A 16593-nucleotide genomic window follows, 5' to 3' on the forward strand; every position below is an offset into this window, starting at 1 on the left:
ATGCCGCGTCTCTAATAAATTATGATTGATATGCAATTTATTCATTAAAGTGCTTCTGCAGTATTTTGCCTTTGTTGAGCACATCTTAAATGGGCATAGCATTCTACACCTCTGCTTGTGATGTTACTAACACCAATAATATATTTGCACCTGCTACTTTGTGCAGATTTGAAAATTATTTAGGAATAAGAATTTAATAACCTGTAATTTTGAAATTTGCAATGGTGCGTTACGCGATGCTAACAGCACCCTACTTTTGTACTTTATTTAATCCACATCCCTTAAGTACCCAATCCCTAATCCCCAATCCCTAGTTCCCAAACTACTTACTCTGCTGATAAGGTATCCAAACAGTAAAAACCGATCCAACCCCAACACTCGACTCAACTTCAATTCGACCGCGATGTAACTCCACCAGTTGCTTAGTCAAAGCTAAACCCAACCCCGTACCCCCATAGCGACGTCGGTAAGGGGTATCCAGTTGATGAAACTTTTCAAATAACAGGGGTAGCTGTTCCACGGGAATTCCAATTCCTGTATCTTCCACCTGAAAAATAGCAGTCTTACCTTCCATCCACAGACGTAAAACTACATCACCACCTTCAGAGGTAAATTTAATTGCATTAGTTAATAAATTCCACAATATTTGTTGTATGCGGGGATAATCAGCTTGAAATTTATCTTGTGTTAATTCAATTTGTGAATCTAAAATTAAATTAATCTTTTGTTTTATGGCTTTTTCTGCAACTGTTTTAACTGCTGTTTCGATTGATTTGTTCAGAGAAAATTCTGTAATATTTAAAACGGCTTTTCCAGCTTCAATTTGAGATAGGTTGAGAATATCATTAATCATTTCTAATAAATGCTCGCCACTATCGTGGATTGTTTGCAGATAATCTCGCTGTCGTTGACTCAAATCTCCAAAAGACCACCTCAGTAAGGTAGAAGACATCCCAATTACGTAGGTCAATGGCGTTAGTAATTCATGACTAATGGTAGCTAAAAATTCATTTCTCAAACGACTTGCAGATTCAGCAGCAACTAAAGCATCATGTAAAGCGTTAGTTTTCTCTTTAACTCTTTTTTCTAAACTTTGCTTTTCTTTTGTGAGAAAATTCATTAGTTCGGATTGATGAATTGCAATTGCTAGTTGTTCTGCAATTGAAGTCAATAAATTTTTTTCACTATCACTCCAATTACGTGGTCTATGACATTGATGAGCAATCAGTAATCCCCAAAGATTTTCTTCAAACATAATTGGGGATGCTAATTTCGCTCTTACTTTAATTTCCCGTAAAAAATTCAACAAACAATCTTCTAAATAATAGGTTTCTTCGATATCATTTACAGCTAAAGTAAAACCATTACAATATTTATTCCAACATTTAGAGGTCGGTGTAAAACAATTTCGTTCTCGGTAATTCAACACTGAAGGGATTGCATCATCACCACAAACTTCGTAAACAATATATCCTTGGCTGCGAGTAAAATCTTTGAATTTGTCTGGTTGCTGTAAATTTTCCTGTTCTTGTGGAGTGTCTTGCTCTTGTAAATTCAAAGGTGATGTGGAAGTATTTTGAGATTTAAAGTTTTGAGATTTAAACTTTGAAGGATCAATTGAATACTCAAATTTATAAATTACCAATCTATCTAATTCTAAAAACTCCCTCACCTCCGCCAATGCTGTAGCCATAATCACTGATAAATCTACACTTTTACGGATTTGAGTTGTGACTTGATTTAAAAGTTGCTCTTGAGCTATTTGCTTTTTTAAAGCTTGTTCTACTTCCTGAAAAGCAAGATGAGAATATGATGAACTTTTGGTTAGTGAATCTTGGTTTTCTTCTGATAGGAGATACTCTAATAGCAACAAAGTAAATTTGCTTTGGAGCTCGGCACTATTAGGAGAAATGATTTGCTGATAGCGCTCAATTTCTTGAAAAGTTATGGAATCATGACAAAACAAGTCTCTTAACTCCATCAGGAAAGCAGAGATTAGATCTGCATCAAATATCAACTGTGCGTTCAAAGATAAATATTCACTTTCCTTCGCAGGAATTTTTGCAGCTTCCCTGTCCCCGACTTCTGGATTTCCCAGCAATAAGGCGCTAAAACCGTCAGATAGTAGGAGTTTAAACCTTTTTTTTGCCCAGTGAGTGGGTGTAGGTATCCGCGCAATGATAGCATCTGTGATGATGACAAAATTTGCTTTTCCTACACCTTGAGCCATTTGGTCTAATAATTCTACAAGTTGATTAAATACACCCAAAGACAAGGTTCGAGAAAAGCTTAAATCGGGAGAACCAAGCATTTTCAAGTTTTGATGATTTGATGAGAGAAGTTAGCTGCAGTCGCTTAAAGTTGTGATTGTTTCCTAATCAACAGTTTAAGACGGTATTAGCAAATTATGCATCGCACAAGTGTCACTACTAATAAATGGGAACTTCAGTCAGACGACATAAGATTTATAGAACAAACTCCAGCACCAATCATATTAATTACGGCTGCGGATACTGAAATTCAAACTGTAGCAGCTGCGCTGCCAAAATTACCAGGGAAATTTCCTCAAGTTAGAGTTGCTAAACTTTTAGACTTACAGCATCAAATCAGTATCGATACCTATGGCGAGCAAGTTTTAGAATTTGCGGAAGTAATTATTCTTAGACTGTTAGGAGGACGTTCTTATTGGGCTTATGGTTTAGAGGTAGTTTCTCAAATAGTAGAGCGCAAAGGTACAAATCTAATTGTAATGCCAGGGGATGATGCTCTGGACACAGAATTAATAGCCCATTCTACTTTACCTTTGGCAACTGCAAATCAGGTATGGCGATATTTTAATGAGGGTGGAACGGAAAATATTGCCAATGCTTTGATGTTAATTGCGGATAAATGTCTTTCAACATCATTTAATCCTGTACCTCCTAAAACTGTTCCTAGGGTTGGGTTTTATGGGGGATTGGGGACTGGGGACTGGAGATTAGCGACTGGGAAAGGAGGAAAGAGAATAGGGGAACTGGGAGCAGGGAAGAAAGTAGGGAACGGAAACCAATCCCTGATATCTAATCCCCAACCCCCAAAAATTGCTATCCTTTTCTACCGCGCCCATTACTTGGCTGGTAATACCAAGACCATTGATGCATTATGTGCAGCTTTAGTAAAACGAAATTTGGAACCGGTACCAATATTTATTTCTTCGTTACGGGACTTGGAAGTTCAAACCGAACTCAGCCAGTTTTTTGAATCCAATACTTCTTCGCCAATTAAACTTTTACTCAACACTACTAGTTTTTCCCTGGCAAAGTTAGATATAGAAAAACCACAAGTGGATTTGTGGAATAAATTAAATGTGCCAATCTTGCAAGTCATTAACAGTAGTGCTGCTGTAAAAGAATGGGAGTCAGGATTACAAGGGCTTTCTCCCCGGGATATTGCCATGAATGTAGCACTTCCAGAAGTCGACGGGCGAATTATCACTCGTGCTGCTTCTTTTAAAACTTTACAGAGCCGCAATTCCTCCCTGGAAACAGATGTAGTGGTTTATGAACCAAAAAATTCGCGGATAGAATTTGTTGCTGATTTGGCAACAAACTGGGTCAAGTTATCTGCTAAACCACCTGAGGAACGTCGTATCGCCATGATTTTGGCTAATTATCCTACCCGGGATGGACGTTTAGCAAATGGCGTTGGATTAGATACCCCAGCCAGTTGTGTAGAAATTCTTAAGGCGATGAAGTTTGCCGGTTATCAGCTCGATAATATTCCCCACACAGGAACGGAGTTAATCGAACATCTAACCAAAAATGTGACAAATGACCCAGAAGGAAGGGATTTACGTCCGGTTGCACAAAGTCTTGACGCGAAGGAATATGCTAAATATTTTGCGAATTTACCCCCATCAGTACAGACAGGTATCTCTCAACGCTGGGGTTTTCCCAAACAAGAACATGAATACTCAGTTTCTGGGATGAATTTAGGTAATGTATTTGTTGGTATTCAGCCCGCTCGGGGTTACGATCTTGACCCGAGTTTGAATTATCATGCTCCCGATCTGGAACCAACTCATGATTATCTGGCGTTTTATTACTGGATTAGAGAATGCTTTGCTGCTGATGCAATAATTCATGTGGGTAAACATGGCAATTTGGAATGGTTACCAGGTAAAAGTTTAGCTCTATCAGAAAATTGTTATCCTGAGGTCGCTTTGGGCGCACTTCCTCACTTCTACCCCTTCATTGTTAATGACCCTGGTGAGGGTTCCCAAGCTAAACGTCGCGCATCGGCGGTGATTTTAGATCATTTAACTCCACCCCTGACCAGAGCAGAACTCTATGGCGATCTACAAGCACTGGAGAATTTAATTGATGAGTATCATGAAGCCCAAAGTTTAGATCCTTCACGTTTGAGTTTAATTTGCGATCGCATTCATTCTTTGGTTCTCAAAGAAAATCTTCATCTCGATCTGGGAATTACAAATGACCAAGTTAATGAAAACCAAATTAACCAAAAGCAAATTAACCAAAATCCGATTAACCAAAACCAAGAGACTCAAAATACTTCCAGTTTTGAGCTTTCAGTTTTGAACTATTTAGATAGTTATCTTTGCGAGCTAAAAGAAGCCCAGATTCGCGATGGTTTACATATTTTTGGTCAATGTCCCCAAGGAAGACAACTACGAGATTTAATCATTGCGATCGCTCGCCATCCCAACCGCCAATATCCTGGTTTGCTCAGAGCCATTGCTCGGGATTGGGGTTTAGATTTTGACCCAATTACAACGGATTTAGGGACAGAGTTATCTACAAACGACAGAAAAATTTTAGCTGCTAAAACTTCAGAGCAAAACTCCCACTCAACAAATCCCAACTGTTTTCGTAATATTGGCGATGCGATCGAGATTTTGGAACAATATGCAGCTTTACTCGTCGAACAATTAATTGAAAATTATCTAGATCGAAACATTAATCCAAAAACTACACAATTGGCTCCTGAACAAAAAATTGTTTGTGATTCACTATCTCAAAAACTATCCCAAAATGGAGTCTCCTATACCCAATCAGTACTGGATTGGATTCAGTTAAATCTCTTAAAAGCCCTCAAACAAACAGACCGCGAAATTGAAAATTTGTTACGCGGTCTTAATGGTGAGTATATTCCCAGCGGACCTGCTGGTGCACCCACTCGCGGACGTCCGGAAGTATTACCAACTGGCAATAATTTTTACTCAGTAGATATTCGTGCCCTACCCACAGAGACAGCTTGGGATGTAGGTAGAAAAGCTGCCGAAACTTTGATAGAATCCTATACCCAAGAACATGGCGAGTATCCCCAAACTTTAGGATTATCAGTATGGGGAACTTCCACGATGCGAACTGGAGGTGATGATATTGCTGAAGCCCTAGCTTGTTTAGGAGTACAACCGGTATGGGATGGTACCGCCAGAAGAGTAGTAGATTTTGAAATTTTGCCCCTTTCCGTTCTCGGTCGTCCCCGCGTAGATGTGACTTTGAGAATTTCGGGTTTTTTCCGGGATGCTTTTCCTAATTTAGTCGATTTATTCGACAAAGCAGTAACAGCAGTTGCAGCATTAGATGAACCACCCCATCTTAATCCTTTAGCTGCACAGGTACGTCAAGAAACTGCACATTGGCAAAAACTAGGTTTGACCGAATTAGAAGCCTTGACGCGATCGCGCTATCGCATCTTTGGTTCCAAACCAGGAGCCTACGGAGCCGGACTGCAAGGTTTAATTGAATCCCAAAATTGGACAGATGACCGAGATTTAGCCCGTGCTTATATGAATTGGAGTGGATACGCTTATACAGGTAAAAGTGAAGGAAAATCTGCACCAGAAGCATTCGAGCAACGTCTGGGCAAAATGCAAATAGTATTGCACAATCAAGATAATCGCGAACATGACTTACTTGACTCCGACGACTACTACCAATTTCAAGGTGGTCTAACCGCAGCAGTTCGCACTATCAGTGGTAAGCATCCTCAAACATATTTTGGCGATAATTCTATTCCTGCTCGCCCCAAAATTCGCCATCTCAAGGCAGAAGTTGCCAAAGTATATCGCTCGCGGGTAATTAATCCCAAATGGATCGCCGGAGTTATGCGCCATGGCTATAAAGGGGCATTTGAAATTGCCGCAACAGTAGACTATCTTTTTGCCTATGATGCTACAACCCACTGTGTTGAAAATTACATGTATGAAGGAATAGCAAATACTTATTTATTTAATTCCCCAGTCTGCGACTTTATTGAGCAACACAATCCACATGCTTTACGTGATATTGCGGAAAGATTGCTAGAAGCTCATAAGCGCAATTTATGGCAGGATGTAAACATACAAATAATAGAAAACTTGAGAAACCTTGTTCATCAAGCCGAAGCAGCAATTGAAACAAAATAACGGGATGAGGTAAACATGGAAAACATTGCGTATTTACACTTAGCTTCAACCTACGAAGATTGCCCTAGTAGTGAATTGATTTCCCTTAGTCAACTGCTGAATCGGGGAATTGCACCGGAATGGGGGAAGTTTTCTAGCAAAGCATGGAAACACCTACTTCCCCTTGCTCTGACTGTATCCCTGTTAAGTACAGTAGGTAGTGCTTTAGCACTACAAAAAGGAGATAATGGTCCTTCTGTATCGGGCTTACAACAGCAGTTACAAAAAGCTGGATTTTATCAGGCTCCCATCACTAAGGTGTATGATAAACCTACCGAAGATGCAGTTCGTCGATTTCAGAAAGCAGCAGGAATTGCGGCTGATGGAATTGCTGGAGTTTCTACCCTACAAAAATTAGAAAGTTGGCGTCCTGCGAAAATCAAACCTCAATCCAAGCCAACCCAGATTGTCAGCGCCAGAATCATTAGGAATCAAGTTCCTAAAGTTACACCTGTTAAAAAGCTGCAGACAACCCAATACCTGAAAAGAGGAGATGAAGGGGAAGTCGTTAGAGTATTACAAGAACAACTGCGTGTAGCTGGTTATTATTATGGTAATGCCACTGGAATATTTGGTCCGATTACCGAAGAATCAGTCAAACGTTTTCAAAAAGCTTACAATTTGGATGTTGATGGTGTAGTTGGTCCCAATACGCGGAAAAAATTACCACCAAGTGGGATTGGTTTCGGGAGTGAAGCAAGAACAACTTCAGTAAAAGTAAATCCTGATAATCTTCGTCAAGGTCATCGCGGCGAAGCTGTTCGAGTTTTACAAGCACAATTAATTGAAGCTGGATATTTAAAAGGCGAACCCAACGGCTATTTTGGTTCGTATACCGCCGCTGCAGTCCGCAGATTCCAAGCAGATAATTATCTCGCAGCTAGCGGTATTGCTGGTCCAACAACAAGAGGAAAATTACACAGCCAAGTTAAAACTGCTCCCAAGAGTCAGTTTAGCGTTATGGAAGTTCAAAGAAGATTGCAAGTAAGAGGTTTTTATAAAGGACCACTTAATGGCGTGATGGATAAATCCACCAAACGCGCAATTAAGCAGGCACAACAATTCTATGATATTAGCCTCAACGATCTCAAAAATGGGCGCTACTGGTAACATTTCTGTTATTTTTACAATGTTTACCCATGACTAGATCTAAACGCTCATTTTGTCCTAATGTTGATATATTTACTTGGTCAAGATGAGCTAGGAGCTACATACAAAGTCAAACTTATTTGACTTTAAATTAATGCCAGCGTTTTCCATTTGCTGTGACTACAGCCTCATACAGGTATTAGGGAGCGCTGGCATTTTGGGCAAACTCCATGTATTGTTAACTGGCAATCAAGTAAGTGATAACCTTCTTTTTGGGCAGTTTTTGCACCAGTTTTTAAAATAGATTCATTTTTAAACTCAATTGTTTCGTTACACCTAATACAAATTAGATGGTGATGGTGATGGGGATAGGGCTGATTAATCTCATAATGTTTGTGACCTTCTCCCAAGTCCAGTTCGCGTAAAATTCCCATGCGCGCCATCAATTTTAAGGTGCGATAAATTGTCGAGAGACTAATTCCTTCACCGCGCTCTTCAAGTCTCTGGTACAAATCTTCTGCACTGAGATGCTCTCCCTGAGGTAATTCTTGAAAGATATGTAATATTGTTTCTCTCTGGGGAGTTAATCGCCAACCTCTTTCGTTTAGTTCTGCCTTAAGTGAGGCAGATGAGTATGCGGTCATAGCTAAAAATTCTCAACAAAGCTCATTAGTTGAGAATATAGCAAAAACTTTAGATAATTTGCAACAATTGTAGCTTATTGAAAAGAATTGTAAAAAAAACTTAAAGGTCATGAAACGTTGACACTCCCATGAGTGCAAACCGATGTGCGCAAAGTTTCTTTTTCAGATAATCAGAAGGATGTATACTAGAGTTCAGAAGTTTAGAATCATTAAAGCGCAATATTAAAATCAGAAACTATGGAAAACAATAAGCAAGTGAGATAGTATCTTTTGTTTCTACTTCTGATAATTTGCTAATCTTCAGATCATTTCAGAAAAAGCAAAAAACTTAACAAATCAACATGTGGACTTTAATCAAATAAATAATGCTAAGGATTATTTAGTAACTAAAGAGTATTTTATATTATGTTCAGGGGGTTAAACCCCCCGGCATATATTTAGCTGAGGGACTCCAGATAATCGCGAATAAGGTTGCGTCGCTTGGGTTGGCGAAGCTTTTGTAATGCTTTAGATTCAATTTGGCGTACTCGCTCCCGCGATAGGTCTAAAGCGCGTCCGATTTCTGCCAGAGAATAGGGATGACCATCAGCCAAGCCGAAGCGCATAAGTATAACATCACGCTCGCGGGTAGTTAAATCTGCCAGTAGATTTTGCAGGTCTCTTTGTAAAGATTCTCGCATCAACATATCTTCTGGTGTAATACCATCTGTTTCGAGTAATTCTCCCAACTCTGTATCTTTATCTTTCCCTACCTTAGTTTCCAAAGAGACTGAACGGGGAACTCGGAGTAAAACTTCTCTAACTTGAGTGGGAGTCATTTCTAACTCAATTGCGAGGTCTTCCAAAGTAGGGGTACGACCTTTTTCTTGGGCAATTTTGCGTTGAGCCTTCTTGATTTTATTTAGCTTTTCAGTGATGTGAACTGGTAGGCGAATAGTACGGCTAGAAGTAGCGATCGCTCTAGTGATACCTTGACGAATCCACCAATAGGCATAGGTACTAAAACGATAACCTTTTGTAGGGTCAAACTTTTCTACTGCACGCTCCAAGCCCAGAGTACCTTCCTGGACTAAATCTAATAACTCTAAACCACGATTTTGATATTTTTTCGCGACAGACACTACCAAGCGAAGATTGGCTTTAATCATGTGCTCTTTTGCTTGTAGTCCCTGGCTTTGAAGTTTTTCCAGTTCTCCTACAGTTAAATTAGCAATCTCTGCCCAGCGTCGTTTACCTCGAGATAACATCTGCTTGAGTTCAACTACTTCCATTCCAGCAGTTTTTGCCCATCTTTCAAAAGAGGGGCGATGTCCTAATTCAGATGTTAGACGCTCATGAATTTCAACGATTTGTAAGTAGCTGGAAATAATATCTTCACAATCCTGCTTGGCTGATTCAGAAAGTAAGATTCTTAGTCGCAAATAGCGCTGGACTTTTTGAGCTTCAGAAACCTCTTCATCTCTTCCTAAGAGACGAACTCGTCCTATTTCCTGAAGATATAAGCGCACCAAATCTGTACTACGTCTGCTGGTATTTGTGTTATTACTGACAGATTCTACAGATTCTACAGATTCTACAGATTCTTGAGCAGCAATCTCTAAATCTTCTATAGAATCTGTAGGTAATTCATTCTCATCAACTGCAATTTCGGGGTCAAAGACCTGTGGGTTAGACTGTTGGGAATCGTAGGTAGCATCTGCGTAAAAAGAAGTTGCTGGCATAAGTTCGTCTCAATGGCTCCAGGTAACAACAGATTGCGGTCAGCTAATCAACTGTTGCTATTGTTCCCGCGATCTTGCAATAACTAACACGGTTTACGATAGAGATTTAGTTTTTTCTCAAAAATTCAATTGTTTTATATGACAATTAATATTAAGACAGAGCTACAAATGCTCAAACCAATAGCTATTCAAGCCTTTTTGCATGCTCTTATTTTTACTAAAGTCTAATTCCAAAAATTATGAGAATAGGATTGACTGTTACTTTTCTCGCATGATATAAACATGTAAGTAAAATCACATTTCATTTATACATAGCTATATGTACATAGTTATATAAATGTTTTCCTGATGATTTGATAATTTTTTATGCATAAATATTGAAAATTGATGACAATACTTTTGAGGCAATAGCCTGAGGTAATATTTTAAGTCTGCTGATTGTCTCTGTATAAAGTATTTGCAGTTTTTGGTTTTGATTTTTTTTGATTTGTATACGGTTTTGTAAGTGCTGAAGTACATGCTCAATAATAGGGTTCAAAGGTATATACTTATGCGCAGTTACAATGTACTATTGATGTAGTAAGGAGTAATCCCGTATTAAGAATTCACTCGTACTCTGGTTTAACATCTCGTTGCATCAGTTCCCAGAGTGCTTGTTGAGGTGATATTTCTGCTTGTAACAAACGATGTACTTGTTCTGCGATCGGAATAGAAATTTTTTGTACTCGGGCGCGTCTTACTAAGACTTGTGTAGTGTTAACTCCCTCAGCGGTTCCTTCTAAATGTTCGATAATTTCTGAAAGTTTTTTTCCACTTGCAAGTTGATAACCTACTTGATAGTTACGACTTAAGGGACTATTGCAAGTTGCGAGTAAATCTCCCAATCCAGATAAACCATAAAAAGTATCTTGTTGTGCGCCCCAATCCACACCAACTCTTACCATTTCAGCCAAACCACGAGTTACTAAAGCAGCCTTGGCGTTAGTTCCTAGTTCCAAACCATCACATACACCAGCAGCGATCGCGATCACATTTTTCAGGGTACCGCCCAACTCTACTCCTAAAGGATCTTGATTGGTGTAAACCCGAAACCGGTATGAAGAGAAAATCAACTGCACCATTTCTGCAACGCCATCAATTTCACTTGCAACTACTGTTGCTGCAGGTAATCCCTTTTGAATTTCCTTTGATAAATTTGGACCAGATAGCACTGCTACTGGATTTTTAAGAAAGGCTTTTTGCCAAATTTGCGACGGGGTGCATGTAGTTTGAGGGTCCAAACCTTTAGTTGCTGTAACTAAAATCGTTTTCGGAGATATTTTCACTAATTGGAGTTGAGAGATTATATCTCTTACTCCCTTCATTGAAACAGCACTGAGAATAATATCAGCATCCTTGACAACCTCAGTTAGGGTTTGACAGCTCCTTCGCGACCACAATTTTATATGGTAACCGTTTGCTGCTGCCAAAGTAGATAAAGCTGAGCCCCACGCACCCGTTCCGAGAATTGCCATCGAAATTTTAGAATGGCAATATCTTTCCTCATTCATCACTTTTAACTTTAACTACCGTTTGTTCGAGGATATAACTCCATTAATTCCCTAACTTGCTCTGCATGATAAGAACTTCTGGTTAAAGGGGAGGAAACTACTTGTAAAAATCCAATTTCCTCACCAAACGCCTTCCAAGCTGCAAATCGATCTGGGTGGATAAATTCATTTACACCCAAGTGTTTCGCAGTAGGTTGTAAATACTGGCCGATAGTTAAAATATCACAATTTACGCCACGTAAATCTTCAATTACTTGACGAATCTCGGTATCAGTTTCACCTAATCCGACCATAATACCCGATTTAGTATAAACCCTAGTTGATATTTCGCGAGAAAGTTTCAGTAATTCTATCGTCCGTTCGTAATCACCTTGGGGACGCACGCGTCGATATAAACGGGGAACAGTCTCAGTATTATGGTTTAGTACCTCCGGTTGTGCTTGCAAAATTATTTCTAAGGCTTTCCAATTACCGCATAAGTCAGGAATCAATAGTTCAATAGTGGTTTGTGGCGATCGCAAGCGCACAGCTTCAATGCAACGAACAAACTGGGAAGCTCCACCATCTTCTAAATCATCGCGGTTGACGGAGGTGATCACCACATGATTGAGCCTCATGCGGCTAACAGCTTCAGCTAAGCGCGTTGGTTCAGTAGGGTCTAAAGCCTGTGGTTTTTTCTCAAAATCAATATCGCAGTAGGGACAAGCACGGGTACAAGCTGGACCCATAATTAAAAATGTTGCAGTTCCCGCATTAAAGCATTCCCCAATATTTGGGCAAGACGCTTCTTCACAAACCGTATTCAGGGATAAATCCCGCAAAATTTCTTTGACATTACCAACACGTTGCCATTGCGGCGCTTTTACCCGCAACCAGTCCGGTTTAACTGTCACAATTCGCCTTTATCACTTATAGCTATACAGAGTTAATACTAACAAGGAATAACAACTCAAGAGCAATGTAAATGTATTTTGGATCGCATTGAATGCTAAATATCAGTCAGTTATTGTACTGGGATCTTGAATGCATTGCATATTGCGATTTTTATTTTGACTATAAGTAGAGAAATGTTCTAGGTTTTGAAGATAAATGACAAACTTTTATAGGGAAGATTTGGCGTATATTCATGATGTTGGTTTCAGGTATTATGCTCTTGAGTCTGCTCCCGGAATATTAGATATACTGAATCAAAATAACCTAAGTAAGGGTTTTGTGGTCGATTTGGGTTGTGGAAGTGGACTGTGGGCGAAAGAACTTATCCTAGCCGATTATCAGGTTCTGGGAATAGATATTTCCGAATCAATGATTAATATTGCACGCCAAAGAGTTCCCAATGCCAATTTTGTGGTAGCTTCGCTATTTAATGTAGAAATTCCACCCTGTGATGCTGTTACATCTCTTGGTGAATGTCTTAATTATCTGTTCGACCCAAATAATAATCATCAAAAATTAGCTGAACTTTTCAATCGTATATACAACGCATTGCTTTCCGGTGGCATTTTCATCTTTGATATTTTAGAACCAGGACCATTATCTCAGGGAAATCCAAGCAGAACTTTTACTGAAGGCGAAGATTGGATTGTACTGGTTGAGAAAGAAGAAGATTTGAAACAGAAGATATTAACTCGGCGGATTACTACCTTTCGTCAAGTGGGAGAATACTACAGACGTGATGATGAGATACATCGAGCCCAGTTATATAAAGCTTCATATATTACCGAAGAACTAGAGAAAGTTGGTTTTCAGGTTCAAACCTTAAATAGTTTTGGTCAGTACAATCTGTCCAAAGGTCATACAGCTTTTGTGGCACATAAAACAGTAGTACCTGAGAGTTAATGGCTAAATTTTTTGTGATTTGCAAATATTTGTGATACTATTCACTTAATTTGGAATAACTGTATCGGGATGTAGCGCAGCTTGGTAGCGCACTTCGTTCGGGACGAAGGGGTCGCTGGTTCGAATCCAGTCATCCCGATTTTTATTATCGATTAACAGATTAAGTATTATTTTACATAACAAGACGTTTAAAAGTTAGACTTTTGCTACCAAAATTTATTAGTAATCCCACTTCTAATTTATAAACCTTTAAATAATTAAGTGCCTGTGCTAAGTGAACATCTTCAAGTTGGATGACAGCTTTTAGCTCTACGAGGACTTTATTTTCAACAACAAAATCAGCTCTGCGTTTTCCAATAGCTTCGGGAAGGTCTTTGTAGTATATGTATTGTTCGATCTCGCGGGCAAACTCTAGTTTTGCTTGACGCATTTCGTAGGCTAATGCACGTTGATAAATAACTTCTTGGAAGCCGTTACCTAAAAACTTATGAACTTCAAAAGATGCTCCAATTATTTTTTGCGTGATATCGGCATATTTTAGGTTACTCATTCTCTGAACGCGGATTAAACGGATTCTATGATTGCACCGATTAAAAGATTCTACAACCTGATTATCCCCATCCGTGTAATCTCGTAATCCGTATAATCAGTGATTTGGCTTTTTGCAGTTAACATCGATATTCGCAACAAAAAAGATATTGCTGCTCGTAAGGAATTGATGCGCCGTTGTTTTCAGGATCTTCAATTATTATAGGTGCTATGTTCTAGCAATCTATGGGGTGTCCATTTATCATTACAACCCCGTAGAGACGCGATATATCGCGTCTCTGATATATTGCGTCTCTACCAACATCAACACGATACTTCTCTAGCAAAGGATTTGAGATTTAGTGCTGTGTAAATAGATACTGGCTTTGGTTTTATGCTGATGCTTGAAAAACTTCAGTTGTTTCATCATTATTGCAAGCCAACTCTAGGCGCAAATCGAATTCATGCCATTGATCACGCCATTTGAGCTTAAATTGCAGCCGCTTCCAGTTAGCAGGTAGTTTCGCACAAGCAACTGGACCAGATTCTGTCATTCTGATACCACCAAATCCAAAGATTACAGCTTGCCAAACTCCACCCGCACTTGCAGCATGAACCCCATCATTGGCGTTGAGACGGACGTTAACTAAGTCTACCAAAGCTGCTTGCATAAAGTGGTCGTATGCTGTTTCTGGTTGCTTGAGATCGCAAGCCACAATAGCGTTAATTGCTGGACCGAGAGAAGAACCATAACTATGATCTGTACGGGGAGTGTAGTAATCCCAGTTTGCTTGTAAGGTTTGTTTATCGTACAAATCCCGCAGTAAATAAAGCACCATTAATACGTCTGGTTGCTTCAGAATTTGTTTCTTGCTAGTTTCTTCTACCCCCAGCAAACCTTGCATGGATGTCTTTCGCGATTCATAGTCAGCAAAGTTAATGTATTCTAAATCAAAGAAACCATCAAATTGTTCGATTAAGCCAGTAGAAGAATCGATATTGATAAATATTTGCTCGGCGATTTCAGCCCAGTTTTGTAGTTTTTCTGGACTTATTTTCAGAGTATTGGCTAAGTGTGAAGCTGTTTCCGGATAGCCTTGAGATAACCATTCCCAAAGGGTAATAGCAGACTTTAAATGCCACCTTACCATCAGGTTGGTGAAAGCATTGTTATCTACGCGATCGTGATTCTCGTCAGGACCAATAACATCGCGAATATCGTAGCAATTGCGCGTCTCGTTCCATTCAACCCGACTTTCCCAGAAGTTTGCAGTATCTAGGAACATTTCAGCTCCATAAGAGCCCATCCATTCGTCATCTCCAGTAATTTTCCAATATTGCCAAGCAGCATAAGCAATATCAGAATTAATATGTATTTCTAAATCTCCGCACCATATTCGCACCATCTTACCGTTAGGATCGGGTACCCAACGGGGAGTTACTTCTTCACCTGTATCAGCACTTTCCCAAGCAAACATTGCTCCTTCAAATCCCATTTCTTGTGCCTTCAGGCGCGCTTGGGGCAAGTTATGATAACGATAATTCAGGAGATTACGAGCAAGTGCTGGCTGAGTTAGGACGAGTAAGGGAAGAATAAAAATTTCTGTATCCCAGAAAATATGTCCGCGATAACCAAAACCGGAAAGTGTTTTAGGTGGAATACTAACTCGATCGTCATTGCGCGGTGCAACTGCAAGCAGTTGAAAAATGTTGTAACGAACGCTCAACTGGGCTAAGGTATCCCCTTCAATAATTACATCATTATCTTTCCAGAGCAGATCCCATGCAGCAATATGCGCAGCGAGCAAACTTGGATAGCTTGGATTTTCTGCAAGTCTATCCAATGCAATATCAAGGGGAATTTCTGTGTCTCGAGATGTAAAAACAGTCACAACTTTTTCTATGCCAAAGGTTTGTCCGGGTAGACAATAGCACTTAGCTTCTACCTCTGAATCAGTACTAGATATGACAAATTCATCGTCTTGCGTGGTTAATTTAGCTGCCATTCCCAATTGAATTTGGGAACTTTTAGTTTGGGTATGCAACCACATAACACTATCTTTACTACCCCGTTCGATAGTTTTCCAGTGGGGTCTTCTTTGAGTAGTTGGTTCAGCATTAAAACCCGATGTAATCTTAACTTCACCCTCAAAATCTATAGATGTTATTTGACAGCGAATGGCCAGAGTATGACAATCGGCTAGGGAAACAAAACGTTCAAAGTTAAACTCTACAGTCTGACCTTTAGGCGATCGCCAACGAACATTACGACTAAGAACACCCAAACGTAAATCTAATCCACGCTCGTAGGTCAAAATTTCACCACTTTCCATTCCAAAGCGTTGTTCGTCAATAGTTATGGTTAAAGCTAACCAATTCGGACAATTCACCAGTTCCGTTTTGGCAATTTCTACGTCATCGTAAACGCCGTGGATCATAGTTGCTGGAGAATCTCGGGGATATCCCTCCTCAAATGTTCCCCTTGTTCCTAAATAACCATTGGACAAGTTAAAAACTGTCTCTTGATGGTGTAGTTTTTGTGGGTCAAATCCTCTCTCAATTACATGGGTACCCTTAGAATCCGTCAAGTTGTGGGCTTGACCTGAGTTATGAGCGGCTAGGTGTAACATTGCTTAAAAAACCTGATACTTTACTGAATAATGTGGACGAAATGAAAATAAGATTATTTTGAGAAACTTTGAAGATTGAATGAAGTATGAGGATAATTAACTTCAAATAATTAAATTCAAATAATTAGCTTTCTTGATTCCGAG

Annotated in this window: 10 protein-coding genes and 1 tRNA gene; 4 read left to right on the top strand and 7 right to left on the bottom strand. The window is 39.5% G+C overall.

The window, feature by feature from the left end; all coding sequences use genetic code 11:
* Nucleotides 1-322 precede the first annotated feature (322 nt).
* On the bottom strand, nt 323-2311 hold the full coding sequence (locus QNJ50_RS11105; protein ID WP_300635248.1) for a GAF domain-containing sensor histidine kinase: 1989 nt from the start codon (nt 2309-2311) through the stop codon (nt 323-325).
* A 96-nt stretch (nt 2312-2407) separates the two neighbouring features.
* Here QNJ50_RS11105 and cobN point away from each other — a divergent pair, with 96 nt between their 5' ends.
* Together cobN and QNJ50_RS11115 are read left to right on the top strand one after the other, a co-directional pair.
* Nucleotides 2408-6412 carry a cobaltochelatase subunit CobN gene (gene cobN / locus QNJ50_RS11110; RefSeq protein WP_300635250.1) on the top strand — a complete coding sequence of 1335 codons (4005 nt, stop codon included), beginning with the start codon at nt 2408-2410 and terminating at the stop codon, nt 6410-6412.
* Between the two features lie 15 nt (nt 6413-6427).
* The gene (locus QNJ50_RS11115; protein WP_300635252.1) at nt 6428-7561 is read left to right on the top strand and encodes a peptidoglycan-binding protein; all 1134 of its coding nucleotides are present in this window, start codon (nt 6428-6430) and stop codon (nt 7559-7561) included.
* Between the two features lie 167 nt (nt 7562-7728).
* Here QNJ50_RS11115 and QNJ50_RS11120 read toward each other — a convergent pair whose 3' ends face one another.
* The 4 genes from QNJ50_RS11120 to lipA all read right to left on the bottom strand — a co-directional run bounded on the left by QNJ50_RS11120 (nt 7729) and on the right by lipA (nt 12348).
* Nucleotides 7729-8184 carry a Fur family transcriptional regulator gene (locus QNJ50_RS11120; RefSeq protein ID WP_027843573.1) on the bottom strand — a complete coding sequence of 152 codons (456 nt, stop codon included), beginning with the start codon at nt 8182-8184 and terminating at the stop codon, nt 7729-7731.
* Nucleotides 8185-8621: 437 nt separating this feature from the next.
* Nucleotides 8622-9905 (bottom strand): RNA polymerase sigma factor SigC, encoded by a 1284-nt coding sequence (gene sigC, locus QNJ50_RS11125; protein ID WP_300635256.1) that lies wholly within the window; start codon nt 9903-9905, stop codon nt 8622-8624.
* Nucleotides 9906-10510: 605 nt separating this feature from the next.
* Nucleotides 10511-11419: an NAD(P)H-dependent glycerol-3-phosphate dehydrogenase gene (locus QNJ50_RS11130; protein WP_366914255.1), complete on the bottom strand. Its 909-nt coding sequence runs from the start codon at nt 11417-11419 to the stop codon at nt 10511-10513.
* A 47-nt stretch (nt 11420-11466) separates the two neighbouring features.
* Nucleotides 11467-12348 carry a lipoyl synthase gene (lipA, locus tag QNJ50_RS11135; protein ID WP_300635261.1) on the bottom strand — a complete coding sequence of 294 codons (882 nt, stop codon included), beginning with the start codon at nt 12346-12348 and terminating at the stop codon, nt 11467-11469.
* A gap of 196 nt (nt 12349-12544) precedes the next feature.
* Here lipA and QNJ50_RS11140 point away from each other — a divergent pair, with 196 nt between their 5' ends.
* Together QNJ50_RS11140 and QNJ50_RS11145 are read left to right on the top strand one after the other, a co-directional pair.
* Nucleotides 12545-13291 (top strand): class I SAM-dependent methyltransferase, encoded by a 747-nt coding sequence (locus QNJ50_RS11140; RefSeq protein ID WP_300635263.1) that lies wholly within the window; start codon nt 12545-12547, stop codon nt 13289-13291.
* 65 nt (nt 13292-13356) lie between these two features.
* Nucleotides 13357-13430 (top strand) — tRNA-Pro (locus tag QNJ50_RS11145).
* A 33-nt stretch (nt 13431-13463) separates the two neighbouring features.
* Here the strand turns inward: QNJ50_RS11145 and QNJ50_RS11150 are convergent.
* Nucleotides 13464-13841 carry a GxxExxY protein gene (locus QNJ50_RS11150; protein WP_300635265.1) on the bottom strand — a complete coding sequence of 126 codons (378 nt, stop codon included), beginning with the start codon at nt 13839-13841 and terminating at the stop codon, nt 13464-13466.
* Between the two features lie 370 nt (nt 13842-14211).
* The gene (locus tag QNJ50_RS11155; protein ID WP_300635267.1) at nt 14212-16449 is read right to left on the bottom strand and encodes a glycoside hydrolase family 65 protein; all 2238 of its coding nucleotides are present in this window, start codon (nt 16447-16449) and stop codon (nt 14212-14214) included.
* Nucleotides 16450-16593: the final 144 nt, after the last annotated feature.

It is taken from the genome of Mastigocoleus sp. MO_188.B34, assembly GCF_030065675.1.
Classification (GTDB): domain Bacteria; phylum Cyanobacteriota; class Cyanobacteriia; order Cyanobacteriales; family Nostocaceae; genus Mastigocoleus.